Raw genomic sequence first — 19,672 nt, forward strand, 5'->3', positions numbered from 1 at the left:
GGCACCAGGGGGACCGACAGGACGGCAGCGGGCCCGGCCGCCGAAGCGACCGGGCCCGCTCACTCGTACGCGTACCGCTAGGTCGTCGTCCGGCGCCGGCGCGCACCCGGACGGCGTTCGCTCGGCCGGGTCACCGGGTCGCCGGCCTCCCGTGCCGCGTCCCGGCGCTGCGCGCCGAAGGCGGCCAGCGCCTCCGCGAGCTTGTGCACCGACGGCTCCGGGGACAGCACGTCCACCCGCAGGCCGTGCTCCTCGGCGGTCTTGGCGGTGGCCGGGCCGATGCACGCGATCACGGTCACGTTGTGCGGCTTGCCCGCGATCCCGACCAGGTTGCGCACGGTCGAGGACGAGGTGAACAGGACCGCGTCGAACCCGCCGCCCTTGATCGCCTCACGGGTCTCGGACGGCGGCGGCGAGGCGCGGACCGTGCGGTACGCGGTGACGTCGTCGACCTCCCAGCCCAGCTCGATGAGGCCCGCCACCAGGGTCTCGGTGGCGATGTCGGCGCGCGGCAGGAACACCCGGTCGATCGGGTCGAAGACCGGGTCGTAGGGCGGCCAGTCCTCCAGCAGCCCGGCCGCCGACTGCTCGCCCGACGGCACCAGGTCCGGCTTGACGCCGAAGTCGATCAGCGCGCGGGCGGTCTGCTCCCCGACCGCGGCGACCTTGATCCCGGCGAAGGCGCGGGCGTCGAGCCCGTACTCCTCGAACTTCTCCCGGACCGCCTTGACCGCGTTCACGCTGGTGAAGGCGATCCACTCGTACCGGCCGGTGACCAGGCCCTTGACCGCGCGCTCCATCTGCTGGGGCGTACGCGGCGGCTCGACGGCGATCGTCGGGACCTCGTGCGGCACCGCGCCGTAGGAGCGCAGCTGGTCGGAGAGCGACGCGGCCTGTTCCTTCGTCCGCGGGACGAGCACCTTCCAGCCGAACATCGGCTTCGACTCGAACCACGCGAGCTGGTCGCGCTGGGCGGCGGAGCTGCGCTCTCCGACCACGGCTATGACCGGCCGGTGGCCCTCGGGCGACGGGAGCACCTTGGCCTGCTTGAGGACCTGGGCGATCGTCCCGAGGGTCGCCGTCCAGGTGCGCTGGCGGGTGGTGGTGCCCGCGATCGTCACGGTGAGCGGGGTGTCGGGCTTGCGGCCCGCCGAGACCAGCTCGCCGGCGGCGGCCGCGACCGCGTCCAGCGTGGTGGAGACGACGGCGGTCGCGTCGCTCGCGCCGACCTCGCTCCAGCACCGGTCGGAGGCGGTACGGGCGTCGACGAAGCGGACGTCCGCGCCCTGCGCGTCCCGCAGCGGCACCCCGGCGTACGCGGGCACGCCGACGGCGTTCGCAACGCCCGGAACGACCTCGAAGGGCACCCCGGCGGCGGCGCAGGCCAGCATCTCGGCCCCCGCGTCGCCGTCCAGGCCCGGATCGCCCGCGACGGCACGGACCACCCGCCTGCCGCCCTTCGCGGCCTCCATGACAAGATTGGCCGCATCCCTGAGAACGGGTACACCGGCGGTTGTTGACGAGGTGTCAACGACCGTCAGCTCAGGGGTGCTCACGCCTGCCCGCGCATGGCCGCGAACGACGGCGAGCACGTCGGGCTCGGCGACAAGGACGTCCGCGCTCGCGAGCGCTTCGACGGCGCGCAGGGTCAGCAGTCCCGGATCGCCGGGACCGGCGCCGAGGAAGGTGACCTGCCCTTGGGCGGACAGGGCCGGAAAGTCGGATGCGGCGGGGCCGGTGGGGCTCAAAGTACTCGCTCCCCCATAAGACCGGCCGCACCCTTGGCGAGCATCTCGGCCGCGAGTTCGCGACCGAGGGCCGCCGCGTCGTCGTGCGACGTGGGGACGGGACCGGTGGTGGACAGCTGTACCAGCGAGGAACCGTCGGTGGAACCGACGACTCCGCGCAGGCGCAGTTCGTTGACAACCTGTCCGTCGACCAGGAGGTCGGCCAGCGCACCCACAGGTGCGGAGCAGCCGGCCTCCAGGGCGGCGAGCAGGGCACGCTCGGCGGTCACGGCGACCCGCGTGTACGGGTCGTCGAGCTCGGCGAGCGCGGCGGCGAGGTCGGCGCTGGACGCGGCGCACTCGATCGCCAGCGCTCCCTGGCCGGGAGCGGGCAGGACGGTGTCGACCGGCAGGAAGTCGGTGACCTCACCGCTCCGGCCGAGACGGCTGAGCCCGGCGGCGGCCAGGACCACCGCGTCGAGCTCCCCGTCACGCACGAACCCGATCCGCGTGTCGACGTTGCCCCGGATGGGAACGGTCTCGATCCGCAGTCCGTGGGAACGGGCGTACGCGTTGAGCTGCGCCATGCGGCGCGGCGAACCGGTGCCGACGCGGGCGCCGGACGGCAGCTGCTCGAAGGTCAGGCCATCGCGGGCGACGAGGGCGTCGCGCGGGTCCTCGCGCTGCGGCACGGCGGCCAGCACGAGGTCGTCGGGCTGGCCGGTCGGCAGGTCCTTGAGCGAGTGGACGGCGAAGTCCACCTCGCCACGCGCCAGCGCCTCGCGCAGGGCCGCGACGAACACCCCGGTGCCGCCGATCTGCGCCAGGTGCTCGCGGGAGGTGTCCCCGTACGTGGTGATCTCGACGAGCTCGACGGCGCGCCCGGTCACCTCACGAACCGCCTCGGCGACGAGTCCGGACTGGGCCATGGCGAGTTTGGAACGCCGGGTGCCCAGCCTGAGCGGCGCGGGGTTCCGCGCGCCCGGGGATGAGTTGTCGGTCATGACCGCCCTCTATTCGGGTCGTTCAGGTCTGCCCGGGAGACGGCGGCCACCGTCTGCGGGTCGAGGTCGAAGAGTTCTCGCAGCGCGTCCGCGTACCCGGCGCCGCCGGGCTCGCTGGCGAGCTGCTTGACCCGCACGGTGGGCGCGTGCAGGAGCTTGTCGACGACGCGGCGCACGGTCTGGGTGATCTCGGCGCGCTGCTTCTCGTCGAGGTCGGGGAGGCGGCCCTCCAGCCGGGCGATCTCGCCCGCGACGACGCCGGCGGCCATGGTGCGCAGGGCGACCACGGTCGGGGCCACGTGCGCGGCGCGCTGGGCGGCGCCGAAGGCGGCCACCTCGTCGGAGACGATGGTGCGGACCCGGTCCACATCGGCGGCCATCGGGGCGTCGGCGGACGCCTCCGCGAGCGACTCGATGTCGACGAGGCGCACACCGTCGATGCGGTGGGCCGCGCCGTCGATGTCGCGCGGCATGGCGAGGTCGAGCAGGGCGAGCCGGACCGGTCCGGTCGACTGGGCGGGCACGGTGACGCGGCGCGGCGCGGCGGCCGGGCCGGCCTGCGCGGCGGAGGCCGCGGAGCCGTTCTCCACCCAGGCTGCGTGCTGGTCGACGTCGTCCGGGGCCGGGACGGCCGAGGCGGGCCGCGGCTGTTCCGGGACGGTGTCCAGGGTCGTGCCGAGCGCGTCCGCGAGGGCGTCGGCGGTGAGCACGAGCCCGGTGGCGCCGGTGCAGGAGACGACGATGTCGGCACGTGTCAGTTCGTCGCTCACCGCGGACATCTCGACGGCACGGGCGCGCACGGCGGTGTCGTCGCCCTGCTGGAGGATCTCCACCAGGCGGTCGGCGCGGGCGCGGGTCCGGTTGGCGACGACGACCTCGGCGACGCCGGTCCGGGCGAGGGTCGCGGCGGCCAGCGAGGACATCGAGCCGGCGCCGATCACGAGGGCGCGCTTGCCCTCGGCCCACAGGGCGGGATCGGCCCCGGCGGCGAGCTGCTGGAGCCCGAAGGTGACGAGCGACTGCCCGGCCCGGTCGATCCCGGTCTCGCTGTGGGCGCGCTTGCCGACCCGCAGGGCCTGCTGGAAGAGGTCGTTCAGCAGCCGTCCGGCGGTGTGCAGCTCCTGGCCGCGCGCGAGCGCGTCCTTGATCTGGCCGAGGATCTGACCTTCGCCGACGACCATCGAGTCCAGTCCGCAGGCCACCGAGAACAGGTGGTGGACGGCCCGGTCCTCGTAGTGCACATAAAGATACGGAGTGAGTTCGTCCAGGCCGACGCCGCTGTGCTGGGCGAGGAGCGTGGACAGCTCGGCGACGCCCGCGTGGAACTTGTCCACGTCGGCGTACAGCTCGATGCGGTTGCAGGTGGCCAGCACGGCGGCCTCGGTCGCGGGTTCCGCGGCGAGGGTGTCCTGGAGCAGCTTGGCCCGGGCCTCGGCAGGGAGCGACGCCCGTTCCAGTACGGAGACGGGGGCACTGCGGTGGCTCAGTCCGACGACGAGGAGGCTCATGCGGGCATCACGGCGGGCATGTCCCCGTCGGGTCCCTTCCGGCCGGCGGGCGTCGCGCGCATGGGGGGCGCGCCCTCGTCCTCACCGGTGGAATCCTCCCCGGCCTTGCGCTGCTCGTGGAACGCGAGGATCTGGAGCTCGATGGAGAGGTCGACCTTGCGCACGTCGACGCCCTCGGGCACCGACAGGACGGTCGGCGCGAAGTTCAGGATGGAGGTCACCCCGGCGGCGACGAGCCGGTCGCAGACCTGCTGGGCCGCGCCGGGCGGGGTGGTGATCACACCGATGGACACACCGTTGTCGCTGATGATCCGGTCCAGGTCGTCCGTGTGCTGGACGGGGATGCCGGCCACCGGCGTACCGGCCATGGCGGGATCGGCGTCGATCAGCGCGGCGACGCGGAAGCCGCGGGAGGCGAAGCCGCCGTAGTTGGCGAGGGCCGCGCCCAGGTTGCCGATGCCGACGATCGCGACCGGCCAGTCCTGGGTGAGCCCGAGCTCACGCGAGATCTGGTACACGAGATACTCGACGTCGTACCCGACACCGCGGGTGCCGTAGGACCCCAGGTAGCTGAAGTCCTTGCGCAGCTTCGCCGAGTTGACGCCGGCCGCCGTGGCCAGCTCCTCGGAGGAGACCGTGGGGACCGACCGCTCGGAGAGCGCGGTCAGTGCGCGTAGATACAACGGAAGTCGGGCGACGGTGGCCTCGGGAATTCCTCGGCTACGGGTCGCCGGTCGGTGAGTTCGGCCAGTTGCCACGGTGCTCCTGCGGGATGAGCGGGGCTGCAGGCGGCCGTGTGTCCCTAGACCGCCCCGTCGAATGCAGGCTATGTCTTTGTGAACGCGTGCACAAAGATTGTGTCCGATTTGTCCGGTCAACGTGACCGGGGTCACGCACATTCCCCGCGCGATCCCGGAACCGGGGACCGCATCAGCCCGTTGCAGCCTCGAAGGGGGCAAAGCGGAACACACTCCTCACAACTCAGCCCCCGAGGCCACTCAAAACGCCCGCAATGTTAACCGGGTTTCGCGTCCGCACCCAGCGCCCTGCGCAACCGCGCCGGGTCCACCCGCCAGAACGTGTGCTGCTCGCCGTCGACCAGCACCACCGGGATCTGCTCCCAGTACTCCTTGTACAGCGCCTCGTCCTCGGTGATGTCCTTCTCCGTCCACGACGCACCGGTCTCCCCGCAGACCGCGGCGACCACCGCCCGCGCGTCCTCGCACAGATGGCAGCCGGGCTTCCCGATCAACGTGACCACCCGCTCGGCGGGCTTCTTCTTCGTACGGCGCAGCAGAGGACTCATCCCTCCATTCTGCGCCCGCCCCGACCGGGTCCCGGCCCCCGCCGGGCCGGGGTTCCGGGGCCGCGCGCGCCCGCCGGAGACCGGCCGGGGACGCCCGGTTCACCCCTCCGCCCCGAAGCGTTCACGCCCCCGCATCGCGGCAGGTCGGGCACGTCCGGGAGGACTGGCTATGCTCACGGCATGGCCGCACTTGGATGGCTCACACCCCGTAGGCGTTCCGCAACCGCACGGAGCGTCCTGGCAGGCGAGGCCGCCGCCGAGGCCGCGCGCAGGACCTCGTTCGTGGAGGACGAGGCCGCCCTTCTGACCGGGGCCTCCGAGGCGCCGCCGGAGGAGCCCGCGTTCCCGGTCGCCGGGGACGACCGCGCCGCCGCCTTCTTCGACCTCGACAACACCGTCATGCAGGGCGCCGCGATCTTCCACTTCGGCCGCGGCCTCTACAAGCGCAAGTTCTTCGAGCGCCGCGAACTGACCCGGTTCGCCTGGCAGCAGGCGTGGTTCCGGCTGGCCGGCGTCGAGGACCCCGAGCACATGCAGGACGCCCGCGACAGCGCCCTGTCCATCGTCAAGGGCCACCGCGTCTCCGAGCTGATGTCCATCGGCGAGGAGATCTACGACGAGTACATGGCCGACCGCATCTGGCCCGGCACCCGCGCCCTGGCCCAGGCCCACCTGGACGCCGGGCAGAAGGTCTGGCTGGTCACCGCCGCCCCCGTGGAGACCGCCACCATCATCGCCCGCCGCCTCGGCCTGACCGGGGCGCTCGGCACCGTCGCCGAATCGGTCGACGGCGTCTACACCGGCCGCCTGGTCGGCGAGCCGCTCCACGGCCCCGCCAAGGCCGAGGCCGTCCGCGCCCTCGCCGCCGCCGAGGGCCTCGACCTGGACCGCTGCGCCGCCTACAGCGACTCGCACAACGACATCCCGATGCTCTCGCTGGTCGGCCACCCCTACGCGATCAACCCGGACACCAAGCTCCGCAAGCACGCCCGCGCCCTCGACTGGCGGCTGCGCGACTACCGCACCGGGCGCAAGGCGGCCAAGGTCGGCATCCCGGCGGCCGCCGGGGTCGGCGCGCTCGCCGGCGGCACCGCCGCCGCGGTCGCCCTGCACCGCCGCCGCCGCTGATCCGGGGCCCGCGCCACCCCGCGGAACCTTCATCGCGCCCCGTGCCCCGCCCCTCCGGTCACGGGGCGCAGCCACGCCCGGACCCGCACGGCCGGTCGAAAGCCGTTTCGCCGCCACCGCGTACGCCCCTCCCGGCCAGCCCGATCGTCGGCACCCGGCCACAACCCGTCGCCCCCGCAGACAGATCACGAAGTAATCCGATCAATAAACGGTCACCAAGTGCTACTAGATACGTCACTTAGCGATAACAGAAGCGACGGAACCGGCGATTTAGACAACTCGGTGTAGCGCTGCCAGCACGAAGCGTTATTCTCCTCAGACGCATCACGGAGACCGTCACTCGCCACCACGGGTGATGTTTTTCGAACTGCTCGTGATGGAAGCTCTGCCTCTGGGAGTCCCGTGTACCCACACGTCGGGGTTGACGCCTCGGGCCTGGCTACGCTGCGTGCATCGGTCATCGACCGCTTGCGCGGCTTCGTCCCCACCGCGTACGCCGTCCCCGCCTTTGCCACCCCTGCACCTGCCGGCCCCTGCTACGCCCTGGCCGAACGCAGTGCGGCGGTCGGAAGACGCGGCACCCGCGCCGCCTCGACCACCACGTCGACCGTCCGCCGTCCCACGGCCGACAGCGACAGCGCCCGCATGATGGATCTCGTCGAGCGCGCGCAGGCCGGCGAGGCGGACGCCTTCGGCCGCCTGTACGACCAGTACAGCGACACCGTGTACCGGTACATCTACTACCGCGTGGGCGGCAAGGCGACCGCGGAGGACCTCACCAGCGAGACCTTCCTCCGCGCGCTGCGCCGTATCTCCACGTTCACCTGGCAGGGCCGCGACTTCGGCGCCTGGCTGGTCACGATCGCTCGCAACCTGGTCGCCGACCACTTCAAATCCAGTCGTTTCCGGCTGGAAGTGACCACCGGTGAAATGCTCGACGCCAACGAGGTGGCGCGCAGCCCCGAGGACTCCGTCCTGGAGTCCCTCTCCAACGCCGCGCTGCTCCAGGCCGTGCGACGACTCAACCCCCAGCAGCAGGAGTGCGTCACCCTGCGGTTCCTCCAAGGGCTCTCGGTCGCCGAGACCGCGCGGGTGATGGGCAAGAACGAGGGCGCGATCAAGACCCTCCAGTACCGTGCCGTGCGGACGCTCGCCCGTCTCCTGCCGGACGACGCACGCTGAATCGGACCCGTGCGTGACCGTCCCCTCACGCACTGGTCCGATCATCTTTCGTGCGTAACCCAAGTGCCGCGCACGTCGTTGTGTCGGTTGCAGGCCCCCTGCCGTCGCCCCATGTCCGTCTCCACTCACTCCATCGAGTGGAATCGCTCAAGGTGGGCAACTTCCGAAGCGTCAGGGGAGTCGACCGTCATGACGAGAGGAGGTGCCGCCAGTGATCGCAAACGTTTCGGCACACCGGCGGGCGAACGCCTTCGCCCAGGCCCTGGACGAGCAGACCCCCCAGGGTGCGGCGGCCGTACAGCCCGACGCTCCGGCCGACCAGGCCGATCGCGGACCGCTGTTGGCCCTGGCGAACGGCCTCGGTGAGCTACCGAAGCCGCAGTTGGACCCCGAGGTCAAGGCCGTGCAGCGAGCCCAGCTCGTCGCGGCCATGGAGACCATGTTCGCCGAAGGCGGCGCGTCCACGGGCCCTACGGTGCCGGTGCAACGGGGCAAGGGGGCCCACCGGGCCTCACCACTGCGGAAGTTGCGTCCCCGGTCCCGCTGGGCGAAGGGGCTCACCGCCGGCGGCCTCACCGTCGGCGTCGCCGCGGGAGCGTTCGGCGGCGTGGCCGCGGCCAGCTCCGACGCCCTCCCCGGTGACTCGCTCTACGGGCTCAAGCGCGGGATGGAGGACATCAGCCTCGGCATGACCAAGGGCGACACCGAGCGCGGCGAGGCCTACCTCGACCAGGCGTCCACCCGGCTCAGCGAGGCCCGCAGACTCATGGAACGCGGCCGCTCCGGCCCCCTGGACCACGAATCCCTCGGCGCGGTCAGACGCGCGCTCAACGGCATGTCCCACGACGCCTCCGAGGGCCACCGCCTGCTTCACGCCGCCTACCAGCGCGACGGAGCGATCGGCCCCATCCAGACCCTGGACACCTTCTCCCGCTCGCACCGCGACACCTGGAGCAGCCTCCGCGACCGGCTGCCCGTCCAGCTCACCGACGTCCGCGACGAAGTCAGCTCGGTCCTCGAAGCCATGGAGAACGAGGTCGCACCGCTCCAGTCCCTCCTCCCCCGTCCCCCCGGGCAGGACAAGAACTCCGAGCGCACCGACGCCTCCACCTCCCCCGACAGCGGCACCTCCAGGACCGGCACCCCCGCACCCCCGGCCTCCCCCGAGAAGCCCGGGGGCCGCACCGACGGCAGCGCAGGCCCCGAGCCCTCCGGCTCGTCGGGTTCCTCCGACGCCACCCCGGACGACGGCCTGCTCGGCGGCGGTACGGACGGCCTGCTCGACGAGCTCCCCACGGACGGCCTCACCAAGCCCTCCCCCGAGAGCGGGCCCAGCGCCCCCGCCGCCCCCGACATCACCCTGCCCCCGCTCCTTCCGGGGCTCCTCCCCGGCCTCGGCATCGACGGCCAGAACCTCAAGCCGTAGAGCGGTCGCACGCACGGGGGCCGGTACGCGATCCGCGTACCGGCCCCCTTTCCGTACGGCTCCGTACGGCATGGCTCAGAAGAAGACCGACCGCCGCTGCACCAGCAGTTTGTACAGCGTGTGCTGGATCTGCTCCCGCACCTGGTCCGTCAGGTTGAACATCAGCATCGGGTCCTCCGCCGCCTCCTGCGGATACCCGTCCGTCGGGATCGGCTCCCCGAACTGGATCGTCCACTTCGTCGGCAGCGGCAGCGCGCCCAGCGGCCCCAGCCACGGGAACGTCGGCGTGATCGGGAAGTACGGGAAGCCCAGCAGCCGGGCCAGCGTCTTCGCGTTCCCGATCATCGGGTAGATCTCCTCCGCGCCCACGATCGAGCACGGCACGATCGGCGCCCTCGCCCGCAGCGCCGTCGAGACGAATCCGCCCCGCCCGAAGCGCTGAAGCTTGTACCGCTCGCCGAACGGCTTGCCGATGCCCTTGAACCCCTCCGGCATCACCCCGACGATCTCGCCCGACTCCAGCAGCCGCTGCGCGTCCTCCGCACAGGCCAGCGTGTGACCGGCCTTGCGCGCCAGCTCGTTGACCACCGGGAGCTGGAAGACCAGATCCGCGGCGAGCAGCCGCAGATGACGGTCGGCCGGGTGGTGGTCGTGCACCGCGACCTGGAGCATCAGCCCGTCCAGCGGCAGCGTCCCGGAGTGGTTGGCCACGATGAGCGCCCCGCCCTCCGACGGGATGTTCTCGATGCCCTTCACCTCGACCCGGAAGTACTTCTCCGCCAGCGGCCGGAGCGCCGACATCAGAACCTGTTCGGTGAGCTCCCGGTCGTAGCCGAACTCGTCGACCTCGTAGTCACCGGTCACCCGCCGCCGCAGGAACGCCAGCCCGCCCGCGATCCGCCGCTCCCAGCCGCCGTCCGGGGGCCCGGACGCGTCCGGGCCGGACCCCTCGGGCTCCCGCGCCGCCTCCCCGGCCTCCGGAAGCGGGCCGGACCCCTCGGGGACCTGCGCCCCCGGCAGGGCGCTCACCGGCGCGGCGGTGCCGTCGCCGCGCCCGCCGCTGCCGCCACCCGCCCCGGTCCGGCGCCGCGCCGGACGCGACGCGCCACCGGACCGCGAACGGTCGTCGTCGAACGGAAGGACCTTGGCGTCCGCCATCGTCGGTGCGCTCCTCTACCTGGCGCCGTCAGTCGTCTGTACCGCACCGGACCCGCGCTCCCGCGGTCCGGCGCCACCCGGCAGCGGCAGCTCCGCCAGCCGGTCCACCACCCGGCCCACCGTCTCCGGCGGCAACAGGCCGGGCCCCCGGCCCCGCGCGAACTCCGCGAAGGTCTCCGCCGTGGTGAACGACGGCCGGAAACCGAGGGTCTCGCGCATCTGCACCGTCGAGACCACCCTGCCATGGGTGAGCAGCCGGATCTGTTCCGGCGAGAAATCGGTCATGCCGATCGTACGGAGCGCCGAGCCGACCCACGTGACGGCGGGCAGCAGCACCGGCACGGTCGGCTTCCCCAGCCGCCGCGAACACTGCGACAGCAGCAGCACCCCGTCACCGGCGATGTTGAACGTGCCGCTGTTCAGCGTTCCGCGCCGGGGCTCGCCCGCCGCGATCCCCAGCACATCGATCACATCGTCCTCGTGCACGAACTGGAGCCGGGGGTCGTAGCCGAAGACGGTCGGCAGCACGGGCAGCGACAGGTAGTCGGCGAGCGGCGAGTCCGGCCGCGGCCCCAGGATGTTGGCGAACCGCAGCACGCACACCGCCACGTCCGGCCGGCGGCGGGCGAAGCCCCGTACGTACCCCTCGACCTCCACCGCGTCCTTCGCGAAGCCGCCGCTGGGCAGCGACTTGGGCGGGGTGGTCTCGGTGAACACGGCCGGGTCGCGGGACGCCGACCCGTACACGCTCGTGCTCGACTTCACCACGAGCCGCCGCACGGTCGGGGACTTCTGGCAGGCGCCGAGCAGCTGCATCGTGCCGATGACGTTGGTCTCCTTGACCGTCGTCCGGCCGCCGGCGCCGAGCGCCTTGCCGGAGACGTCCAGGTGCACCACCGTGTCGACCGCGTACTCGGCCAGGATGCGCGCCAGGGCGGACTGCCGGATGTCCGCCCGGACGAACCGCGCGTCGCCCAGATCGTGCTCGGGCGCGACCGCGTCGACCGCGATCACCCGGTCCACGCCGGGCTCGCGCTGGACGCGCCGGACGAAGCGGCCTCCGAGCTGCCGGGCCACACCTGTGACGAGGACGACCTTCCCCAAGACCAGCGCCTCCCGTCGGCCGGGGAACCGGCGGCTCCCCTGCTTCCCTCGGTAACTCCGTGGTCGTCACCGTAGCGGGTGGACGCCGCCCTGTGACGCCCCCGTGGCGGGCCTTGACCCGCCTTTGCCGGAAACACAGAGCCACACGGGACGCCTCCGGCCCCCGGAGAAGGCCCTCGAAGGCCGCTGAAGGCACCCCGGCACCTCTTCCACCGGACACCGCCCCGAACGCACCGCAGCCCCTCCACCGGACTGGTGGAGGGGCTGCGGATCACGCGAAACGCGTTCGCTACTTCTTGTTGCGACGCTGAACGCGCGTGCGCTTGAGCAGCTTGCGGTGCTTCTTCTTGGCCATCCGCTTGCGCCGCTTCTTGATAACAGAGCCCACGACTACCCTCGCTCACTTCTTCTTCACTGGTGCGGGGCGTCTGGGCCCACACGACCTACGTCGGCCTAGCCTACCCGTCCCCGTCCGAGGGACGTAATCCGCAGGCAACCTCAGGCCGATTCCATCCCCACGAAGGAGTCGCGGAGATACGTGTGAACCGCTTGCTCCGGCACCCGGAAGGACCTTCCCACCCGGATCGCCGGCAGATGACCGCTGTGCACCAAGCGGTACACGGTCATCTTCGACACCCGCATGACCGAGGCGACTTCCGCCACGGTCAGAAACTTGACCTCGTTGAGAGGCCTCTCGCTGCCAGCAGCCATGACCCACCTGTACCTTCCGCACCGGACGCGCACCGGCTTCCCCTCCGGTGACTCTTCGTCGTTGTGCGCTCACTCCCCAGATTAGGGGCGGGTGATGCGAGTGGGGAAGAGGAGGGGCGGCCGGCGGCCTACCGAGACAGACAGGCCCGATTGAGCACATAGCGCGTCAACGGCCGGTAAAACGGAGCCTGTACGCCGTCATCGAGCGGAACGGCGACCGACACCCGCCCCTCCGCCTCCCCCACGAACAGCGCCGGATCGTCCGTGTCCGCCGGCCCGATCGCCTCGATCCCCAGCTGACCTGCGCCGCAGACCCAGCCGTGATCCCCGATCACCAGCTCCGGCAGCACCCCGAGCCGCTCGGCCGCGTCCTGGAGCGCGAGCCGCACCGGAAGCGGCGAATGCGTGTGCGCGCCGGTCTCCCCTCCCGTGGGCCGTCCCCCCGGTTCGCGCACCAGGGCCACACCCCGTACGTAGTCGATGGTGTACGTACGTACGCCAAACCGCGTCGTCATGTCGACACATCGCCCCTGCGCGGGGGTGAGAACAGGGCAGCCCGCCGCCGACAGGGCGTCTGCCAGCCCGGCGTAGAAACCGAGCAGCCGATGCGGATGCCCGGTCCCCAGCAGCACCGGGGCCCGCCGCCGGGCCACCACCGCCAGCCGCTCCGCGAACGCCTCCAGCGCGGCCACCGTACGCTCCGGATCGATCGCGTCGGCGCCGGAGACGTGGGCCGGGTCCGCCGAGACCCCGCACCGGTCGGCCATCAGCCGTAACAGGTCGCCCTCGCCCCAGGTCCGCTCGGGCGCGAGCCCCAGCATCACCCGCGGGTCCCGCGCGGCGAACAGCCGGTAACTGCGCAGGTTCTCCTCGCGCGGGGTGGCCACGGGCCCGGCCAGCCGGGCCGCCAGCAGATGGGCGCGCAGCGCCCCGGTGCTCAACACCCCAGGGATGCTGCCGTACCACGCGACCGGAACGGGCGGGAATCCCGGTACGCCCCACCGTTGGCGTAACACCCGGCACAATGCCCCGCCCCGCGCGCCGGCCGGGGCCCACGCCGGCCGACTCAGGTCAGGAGCCCCCGCAGCGGGAAGGCCGCCTTCCGGGCCGCCAGTACCGCCTGGTCCAGCCGGTCCGCCGGGTCGTACCCGTCCTCCCACTCCTGCCAGGCCGGCGTACGCCCGTCCGTCATCCGGCCGGGTCCGAGCTGCCGCGTCCGGGCGTAGACGAGATCCCGCCACGAGGACGGCACCACCGACTCCGGATCGACGGGAGCGTGCGCGGCGATGCCCACCAGGTGCGTCCACGACCGGGGGACGACGTCCACGACCGCGTACCCGCCGCCGCCGAGCGCCACCCAGCGCCCGTCGGAGTGGTCGTGCGCCAGCCGGTGGCAGGACTCCATGACCGCCCGCTGCGCGTCCAGCGAGACCGCGAGGTGGGCGAGCGGGTCCTCGAAGTGCGTGTCGGCCCCGTGCTGGGTGACGAGGACCTGGGGGCGGAAGTCGGCCAGCAGCTCGGGCACCACCGCGTGGAACGCCCGCAGCCACCCCGCGTCCCCGGTTCCGGCCGGCAGCGCCACGTTCACCGCGGAGCCCTCGCCGTCCCCGGCCCCGGTCTCCTCGGGCCACCCGGTCTGCGGGAAGAGCGTCCTCGGGTGCTCGTGCAGCGAGACCGTCAGGACGCGCGGGTCCTCCCAGAACGCGGCCTGCACGCCGTCCCCGTGGTGGACGTCCACGTCCACGTACGCGACCCGCTCCGCACCCAGCTCCAGCAGCCGGGCGATGGCGAGGGCCGGGTCGTTGTACACGCAGAACCCGGCGGCGGCACCGGGCATGGCGTGGTGCAGCCCCCCGGTGAAGTTGACCGCGTGCTCGGTCTCCCCGCGCCACACGGCCTCGGCGGCCCCGACGGAGAGCCCGGCGATCAGCGTGGACGCCTCGTGCATCCCGGCGAACGCCGGATCGTCCACGGTCCCGAGCCCGTACTCCTGGTCGGCCGCCCGCGGGTTCGCGGAGGCGGCCCGCACCGCGGCCACGTAGTCCTCGCGGTGCACGAGCCGCAGGGTGGAGTCCCCGGCGGCCTTCGCCGACCGCAGGTCCACCGCCGCATCGAGCCCGAACGCCCGCACCAGCCCCATCGTCAGGTCCAGCCGGACCGGGTCCATGGGGTGGCTCTCCCCGAAGTCGTATCCCGTAACCGCGTCATCCCACATCAGCTGTGCGCGCCCGCTCATGCCCGCCACCGTATCGGGCCGGGTCCGGGCCGAACGAGCGGGCATACACGAGCGTCGCCAGCACCAGGACCATCGGCACGAGCATGGCCCCCCGATAGCTCCACGCATCCCCCAGAGCACCCACCAGCGGTGAACCCACCAGGAAACCGACATAGTTGAAGATGTTCAGCCGGGCCACGGCCGCGTCGCTGTTCGCCGGGAACAGCCGCCCGGCGGCGGCGAAGGTCTGCGGCACGATCACGCAGAGGCCGAAGCCGAGCATCGTGAATCCGAGCATCCCGGCCCAGGCCCCCGGCGCCACGGCCACGACGGCGAACCCGCCGGCCGCCAGCAGGCTCCCGCCCCGCACCACGGCCACCGCCCCGAACCGCCGCACCCCGAGATCCCCCACGGCCCGGCCCAGCAGGGTCGTCACCATGTAGACGTTGTACGGGACGGTGGCGAGCTGCTCGGAGCTCCCCAGCACGTCCTGGAGGTACTTGGCACTCCAGTTGGAGACGGTCGAGTCCCCGATGTACGCGAAGCTCATGACGAGGCAGAGCGGCAGCAGCAGCTTGAACGAGAGCGCACCGCCCGCGCCTTCGGGCCCGGCCCCCTTCCCGGCGGGCCCCGTCGCCCCCTCCGTGTACCACCGGCTGCCGACCAGTGCGACGGGCAGCAGCACGGCGACGACGGGCAGGTAGGACACGAGCAGCGACAGCTCGTACCGCGCCCCGACCCACGCCAGCGACGCCCCCGCGATGCCGCCGAGGCTGTACGCGGCGTGGAAGCCGAGCATGATGCTGCGTCCGTACGCACGCTGGAGGCTGACCCCCAGCATGTTCATGGAGGCGTCCAGCGCCCCGACGGACAGCCCGAACACCCCCAGGGCGACGGCGACGTGCCACATCTCCCGCCCGGCGCCCACCCCGAGCAGGGCGAGGAGGACGAGGGGCTGGGCCCACCGCAGGACCACGCCAGGCCGGATGCGGGCGACCACCTTCTCGGTGACGACGCTGCCGGCCCCCGCCAGGATCGGGACGGCGGCGAGGAAGACGGGCAGCAGCCCGTCGGATATCCCGTACCGGTCCTGGATGGCGGGGATACGCGTCACCAGAAGGGCGAAGGCGACGCCCTGGACGCCGAAGCTCAGTCCCAGGGAGGCCCTGCCGTACCGCAAGCCCGCATCAGTCATGGCGGCGAGCGTAGGGCCAGCCGCTACCCATGGGTAGATGGATCAGCCGGGCAGTTTCCGGACGGATGGTGTCCGGATGGGCCGGGCCGGGGCCTGTCGTCCCGGGGGCGGGGGTGCGGCGTGCGGCTTCAGGCGAGCAGGCCGGACAGCTGGGACATGTCCGAGAAGTGCCCGGTGACCCCGGCCAGCCGGTCCGCGGGCATCATCGACGTGAACCCGTACACGTCCATCCCGGCCGCCCGTGCCGCCTCGACCCCGAGCGGGCTGTCCTCGATGACGACGCACCGCTCGGGCGCGACGCCCATCCGCTCGGCGGCGTACAGGAACAGGTCCGGCGCCGGCTTGCCCCGCCCGACGTCCTCCGAGCTGAAGATCCATTCGTCCTCGAACCACTGGTCGATCCCGGTCCTGCGGTGCCCGACGCGGATGCGTTCATGACTCCCGGAGGAGGCGACGCAGTAGGCCACTCCGTCCGCGACGAGCTTGCCGAGCAGTTCCTCGACCCCGTCCACCGCCACCAGCTCCTGTTCGAAAGCGGCGAAGGTACGGGAGCTGAGCGTGGTGTCGAAGTCCTCGGGCAGCTTCTGCCCGGTCCGCTCCTCGACGAGGTCGTGCACCCGGTGCACGGCGGACCCCATGTAGTCACGGATCGATTCGTCGTACGAGGTGGGGTGACCGAGTTCGGTCAGGTAGGCGGAGAGCACAGTGTTGGCGAGGGGCTCGCTGTCGACGAGCACACCGTCGTTGTCGAAGATGACCAGTTCGTAGCGCATGGTCCGACCCTAGACGTTCAGAACGCAGAAAAGCCCCGTGCCACAAGGCACGGGGCTTTCCCGAAAAAATTGTTCGGCGGCGTCCTACTCTCCCACAGGGTCCCCCCTGCAGTACCATCGGCGCTGAAAGGCTTAGCTTCCGGGTTCGGAATGTAACCGGGCGTTTCCCTAACGCAATGACCACCGAAACACTATGAAAATTTGAACACCGGGCAACAACACGGCCGTTCGTTATTTCAGAACTAACACAGTGGACGCGAGCAACTGAGGACAAGCCCTCGGCCTATTAGTACCAGTCAGCTCCACCCGTTACCGGGCTTCCACATCTGGCCTATCAACCCAGTCGTCTACTGGGAGCCTTAACCCTTCAAGAGGGTGGGAATACTCATCTCGAAGCAGGCTTCCCGCTTAGATGCTTTCAGCGGTTATCCTTTCCGAACGTAGCCAACCAGCCATGCCCTTGGCAGGACAACTGGCACACCAGAGGTTCGTCCGTCCCGGTCCTCTCGTACTAGGGACAGCCCTTCTCAATATTCCTACGCGCACAGCGGATAGGGACCGAACTGTCTCACGACGTTCTAAACCCAGCTCGCGTACCGCTTTAATGGGCGAACAGCCCAACCCTTGGGACCGACTCCAGCCCCAGGATGCGACGAGCCGACATCGAGGTGCCAAACCATCCCGTCGATATGGACTCTTGGGGAAGATCAGCCTGTTATCCCCGGGGTACCTTTTATCCGTTGAGCGACAGCGCTTCCACAAGCCACTGCCGGATCACTAGTCCCGACTTTCGTCCCTGCTCGACCCGTCGGTCTCACAGTCAAGCTCCCTTGTGCACTTACACTCAACACCTGATTGCCAACCAGGCTGAGGGAACCTTTGGGCGCCTCCGTTACTCTTTAGGAGGCAACCGCCCCAGTTAAACTACCCATCAGACACTGTCCCTGATCCGGATCACGGACCCAGGTTAGACATCCAGCACGACCAGAGTGGTATTTCAACGGCGACTCCACAACCACTGGCGTGGCCGCTTCACAGTCTCCCACCTATCCTACACAAGCCGAACCGAACACCAATATCAAACTATAGTAAAGGTCCCGGGGTCTTTCCGTCCTGCTGCGCGAAACGAGCATCTTTACTCGTAGTGCAATTTCACCGGGCCTATGGTTGAGACAGTCGAGAAGTCGTTACGCCATTCGTGCAGGTCGGAACTTACCCGACAAGGAATTTCGCTACCTTAGGATGGTTATAGTTACCACCGCCGTTTACTGGCGCTTAAGTTCTCAGCTTCGCCACCCCGAAAGGCAGCTAACCGGTCCCCTTAACGTTCCAGCACCGGGCAGGCGTCAGTCCGTATACATCGCCTTACGGCTTCGCACGGACCTGTGTTTTTAGTAAACAGTCGCTTCTCGCTGGTCTCTGCGGCCACCCCCAGCTCAAGCAGCAAGTGCTATCACCAGTGATGGCCCCCCTTCTCCCGAAGTTACGGGGGCATTTTGCCGAGTTCCTTAACCATAGTTCACCCGAACGCCTCGGTATTCTCTACCTGACCACCTGAGTCGGTTTAGGGTACGGGCCGCCATGAAACTCGCTAGAGGCTTTTCTCGACAGCATAGGATCATCCACTTCACCACAATCGGCTCGGCATCAGGTCTCAGACTCATATGCACGACGGATTTGCCTACCGTGCGTCCTACACCCTTACCCCGGGACAACCACCGCCCGGGCTGGACTACCTTCCTGCGTCACCCCATCGCTTACCTACTACAAGTCTGGTTCATCGGCTCCACCACTACCCTCAACTCCGAAGAGATCGGGCCGGCTTCACGGACTTAGCATCGCCTGATTCAGTACTGGGCGTTTCAAAGCGGGTACCGGAATATCAACCGGTTGTCCATCGACTACGCCTGTCGGCCTCGCCTTAGGTCCCGACTTACCCTGGGCAGATCAGCTTGACCCAGGAACCCTTAGTCAATCGGCGCACACGTTTCTCACGTGTGTATCGCTACTCATGCCTGCATTCTCACTCGTGAACCGTCCACAACTCGCTTCCGCGGCTGCTTCACCCGGCACACGACGCTCCCCTACCCATCCCAGCCCCCGTTGGGGGTACATGCTGGAATGACACGACTTCGGCGGTACGCTTGAGCCCCGCTACATTGTCGGCGCGGAATCACTTGACCAGTGAGCTATTACGCACTCTTTCAAGGGTGGCTGCTTCTAAGCCAACCTCCTGGTTGTCTCTGCGACTCCACATCCTTTCCCACTTAGCGTACGCTTAGGGGCCTTAGTCGATGCTCTGGGCTGTTTCCCTCTCGACCATGGAGCTTATCCCCCACAGTCTCACTGCCGCGCTCTCACTTACCGGCATTCGGAGTTTGGCTAAGGTCAGTAACCCGGTAGGGCCCATCGCCTATCCAGTGCTCTACCTCCGGCAAGAAACACACGACGCTGCACCTAAATGCATTTCGGGGAGAACCAGCTATCACGGAGTTTGATTGGCCTTTCACCCCTAACCACAGGTCATCCCCCAGGTTTTCAACCCTGGTGGGTTCGGTCCTCCACGAAGTCTTACCTCCGCTTCAACCTGCCCATGGCTAGATCACTCCGCTTCGGGTCTAGAGCGTGCAACTCAAACGCCCTGTTCGGACTCGCTTTCGCTACGGCTTCCCCACACGGGTTAACCTCGCTACACACCGCTAACTCGCAGGCTCATTCTTCAAAAGGCACGCAGTCACGACTGCATGTGCAAGCACATACAGCGACGCTCCCACGGCTTGTAGGCACACGGTTTCAGGTACTATTTCACTCCGCTCCCGCGGTACTTTTCACCATTCCCTCACGGTACTATCCGCTATCGGTCACCAGGGAATATTTAGGCTTAGCGGGTGGTCCCGCCAGATTCACACGGGATTTCTCGGGCCCCGTGCTACTTGGGTGTCTCTCAAACGAGCCGTTGATGTTTCAGCTACGGGGGTCTTACCCTCTACGCCGGACCTTTCGCATGTCCTTCGCCTACACCAACGGTTTCTGACTCGCCTCACAGCCGGCAGACTGTGAAAGAGAGATCCCACAACCCCGCATGCGCAACCCCTGCCGGGTATCACACGCATACGGTTTGGCCTCATCCAGTTTCGCTCGCCACTACTCCCGGAATCACGGTTGTTTTCTCTTCCTGAGGGTACTGAGATGTTTCACTTCCCCTCGTTCCCTCCACACTGCCTATGTGTTCAGC

Annotated in this window: 16 protein-coding genes and 2 rRNA genes (1 of these 18 running past the window's edge); 3 read left to right on the forward strand and 15 right to left on the reverse strand. The window is 69.7% G+C overall.

What is annotated here, in order from left to right; translation table 11 throughout:
* Positions 1 to 77 precede the first annotated feature (77 nt).
* From QFZ71_RS12230 to QFZ71_RS12250, 5 genes are all read right to left on the reverse strand, one after another.
* Entirely contained in the window at positions 78 to 1,748 is a 1,671-nt protein-coding gene (locus tag QFZ71_RS12230; RefSeq protein ID WP_307668268.1) for a bifunctional uroporphyrinogen-III C-methyltransferase/uroporphyrinogen-III synthase, read from the reverse strand.
* Positions 1,745 to 2,731 (reverse strand): hydroxymethylbilane synthase, encoded by a 987-nt coding sequence (gene hemC, locus QFZ71_RS12235; RefSeq protein WP_307668269.1) that lies wholly within the window; start codon positions 2,729 to 2,731, stop codon positions 1,745 to 1,747. The genes QFZ71_RS12230 and hemC overlap by 4 nt, the downstream gene beginning before the upstream one ends.
* Positions 2,728 to 4,239 carry a glutamyl-tRNA reductase gene (locus QFZ71_RS12240; RefSeq protein ID WP_307668270.1) on the reverse strand — a complete coding sequence of 504 codons (1,512 nt, stop codon included), beginning with the start codon at positions 4,237 to 4,239 and terminating at the stop codon, positions 2,728 to 2,730. Before QFZ71_RS12240 ends, hemC begins: the two co-directional genes overlap by 4 nt.
* The gene (locus QFZ71_RS12245; protein WP_307668271.1) at positions 4,236 to 4,997 is read right to left on the reverse strand and encodes a redox-sensing transcriptional repressor Rex; all 762 of its coding nucleotides are present in this window, start codon (positions 4,995 to 4,997) and stop codon (positions 4,236 to 4,238) included. Before QFZ71_RS12245 ends, QFZ71_RS12240 begins: the two co-directional genes overlap by 4 nt.
* Before the next feature lie 257 nt (positions 4,998 to 5,254).
* The gene (locus QFZ71_RS12250) at positions 5,255 to 5,545 is read right to left on the reverse strand and encodes a glutaredoxin family protein (protein WP_307668272.1); all 291 of its coding nucleotides are present in this window, start codon (positions 5,543 to 5,545) and stop codon (positions 5,255 to 5,257) included.
* A gap of 180 nt (positions 5,546 to 5,725) precedes the next feature.
* On the opposite strand from QFZ71_RS12250, the gene QFZ71_RS12255 reads away from it, so the two are divergent.
* The 3 genes from QFZ71_RS12255 to QFZ71_RS12265 all read left to right on the forward strand — a co-directional run bounded on the left by QFZ71_RS12255 (position 5,726) and on the right by QFZ71_RS12265 (position 9,281).
* Complete coding sequence (locus tag QFZ71_RS12255; protein ID WP_307668273.1) at positions 5,726 to 6,673, forward strand: HAD family phosphatase; 948 nt, start codon at positions 5,726 to 5,728, stop codon at positions 6,671 to 6,673.
* Between the two features lie 402 nt (positions 6,674 to 7,075).
* Complete coding sequence (locus QFZ71_RS12260) at positions 7,076 to 7,855, forward strand: ECF subfamily RNA polymerase sigma factor, BldN family (protein WP_307668274.1); 780 nt, start codon at positions 7,076 to 7,078, stop codon at positions 7,853 to 7,855.
* A 211-nt stretch (positions 7,856 to 8,066) separates the two neighbouring features.
* The gene (locus QFZ71_RS12265) at positions 8,067 to 9,281 is read left to right on the forward strand and encodes a DUF5667 domain-containing protein (protein ID WP_307668275.1); all 1,215 of its coding nucleotides are present in this window, start codon (positions 8,067 to 8,069) and stop codon (positions 9,279 to 9,281) included.
* A 75-nt stretch (positions 9,282 to 9,356) separates the two neighbouring features.
* On the opposite strand, the gene QFZ71_RS12270 is transcribed toward QFZ71_RS12265, so the two are convergent.
* From QFZ71_RS12270 to QFZ71_RS12315, 10 genes are all read right to left on the reverse strand, one after another.
* On the reverse strand, positions 9,357 to 10,439 hold the full coding sequence (locus tag QFZ71_RS12270; RefSeq protein ID WP_307668276.1) for a lysophospholipid acyltransferase family protein: 1,083 nt from the start codon (positions 10,437 to 10,439) through the stop codon (positions 9,357 to 9,359).
* A 15-nt stretch (positions 10,440 to 10,454) separates the two neighbouring features.
* On the reverse strand, positions 10,455 to 11,543 hold the full coding sequence (locus QFZ71_RS12275; protein WP_307668277.1) for an NAD-dependent epimerase/dehydratase family protein: 1,089 nt from the start codon (positions 11,541 to 11,543) through the stop codon (positions 10,455 to 10,457).
* Between the two features lie 289 nt (positions 11,544 to 11,832).
* Complete coding sequence (locus QFZ71_RS12280) at positions 11,833 to 11,931, reverse strand: 30S ribosomal protein bS22 (protein ID WP_003948845.1); 99 nt, start codon at positions 11,929 to 11,931, stop codon at positions 11,833 to 11,835.
* 110 nt (positions 11,932 to 12,041) lie between these two features.
* Entirely contained in the window at positions 12,042 to 12,254 is a 213-nt protein-coding gene (locus QFZ71_RS12285) for a helix-turn-helix domain-containing protein (protein ID WP_307668278.1), read from the reverse strand.
* 128 nt (positions 12,255 to 12,382) lie between these two features.
* Positions 12,383 to 13,198, reverse strand: coding sequence for a phosphatase (locus QFZ71_RS12290; RefSeq protein ID WP_307668279.1), 816 nt, complete (start codon positions 13,196 to 13,198; stop codon positions 12,383 to 12,385).
* A gap of 122 nt (positions 13,199 to 13,320) precedes the next feature.
* Entirely contained in the window at positions 13,321 to 14,490 is a 1,170-nt protein-coding gene (locus QFZ71_RS12295) for an acetoin utilization protein AcuC (protein WP_307668280.1), read from the reverse strand.
* On the reverse strand, positions 14,459 to 15,664 hold the full coding sequence (locus QFZ71_RS12300; RefSeq protein WP_307668281.1) for an MFS transporter: 1,206 nt from the start codon (positions 15,662 to 15,664) through the stop codon (positions 14,459 to 14,461). Before QFZ71_RS12300 ends, QFZ71_RS12295 begins: the two co-directional genes overlap by 32 nt.
* A gap of 128 nt (positions 15,665 to 15,792) precedes the next feature.
* Positions 15,793 to 16,437 carry an HAD family phosphatase gene (locus QFZ71_RS12305; protein ID WP_307668282.1) on the reverse strand — a complete coding sequence of 215 codons (645 nt, stop codon included), beginning with the start codon at positions 16,435 to 16,437 and terminating at the stop codon, positions 15,793 to 15,795.
* 71 nt (positions 16,438 to 16,508) lie between these two features.
* Positions 16,509 to 16,625 (reverse strand): 5S ribosomal RNA (gene rrf, locus QFZ71_RS12310).
* A 78-nt stretch (positions 16,626 to 16,703) separates the two neighbouring features.
* Positions 16,704 to 19,672: ribosomal RNA gene (locus QFZ71_RS12315) — 23S ribosomal RNA — on the reverse strand; it runs 157 nt beyond the window's last position.

It is taken from the genome of Streptomyces sp. V2I9 (assembly GCF_030817475.1).
Classification (GTDB): domain Bacteria; phylum Actinomycetota; class Actinomycetes; order Streptomycetales; family Streptomycetaceae; genus Streptomyces.

Coding starts and splice junctions, on each gene's coding strand:
- hemC (WP_307668269.1), bottom strand. CDS start 2,731: ATGACCGACAACTCATCCCCGGGCGCGCGGAACCCCGCGCCGCTCAGG.
- QFZ71_RS12240 (WP_307668270.1), bottom strand. CDS start 4,239: ATGAGCCTCCTCGTCGTCGGACTGAGCCACCGCAGTGCCCCCGTCTCC.
- QFZ71_RS12250 (WP_307668272.1), bottom strand. CDS start 5,545: ATGAGTCCTCTGCTGCGCCGTACGAAGAAGAAGCCCGCCGAGCGGGTG.
- QFZ71_RS12255 (WP_307668273.1), top strand. CDS start 5,726: ATGGCCGCACTTGGATGGCTCACACCCCGTAGGCGTTCCGCAACCGCA.
- QFZ71_RS12270 (WP_307668276.1), bottom strand. CDS start 10,439: ATGGCGGACGCCAAGGTCCTTCCGTTCGACGACGACCGTTCGCGGTCC.
- QFZ71_RS12285 (WP_307668278.1), bottom strand. CDS start 12,254: ATGGCTGCTGGCAGCGAGAGGCCTCTCAACGAGGTCAAGTTTCTGACC.
- QFZ71_RS12295 (WP_307668280.1), bottom strand. CDS start 14,490: ATGAGCGGGCGCGCACAGCTGATGTGGGATGACGCGGTTACGGGATAC.
- QFZ71_RS12300 (WP_307668281.1), bottom strand. CDS start 15,664: ATGACTGATGCGGGCTTGCGGTACGGCAGGGCCTCCCTGGGACTGAGC.
- QFZ71_RS12305 (WP_307668282.1), bottom strand. CDS start 16,437: ATGCGCTACGAACTGGTCATCTTCGACAACGACGGTGTGCTCGTCGAC.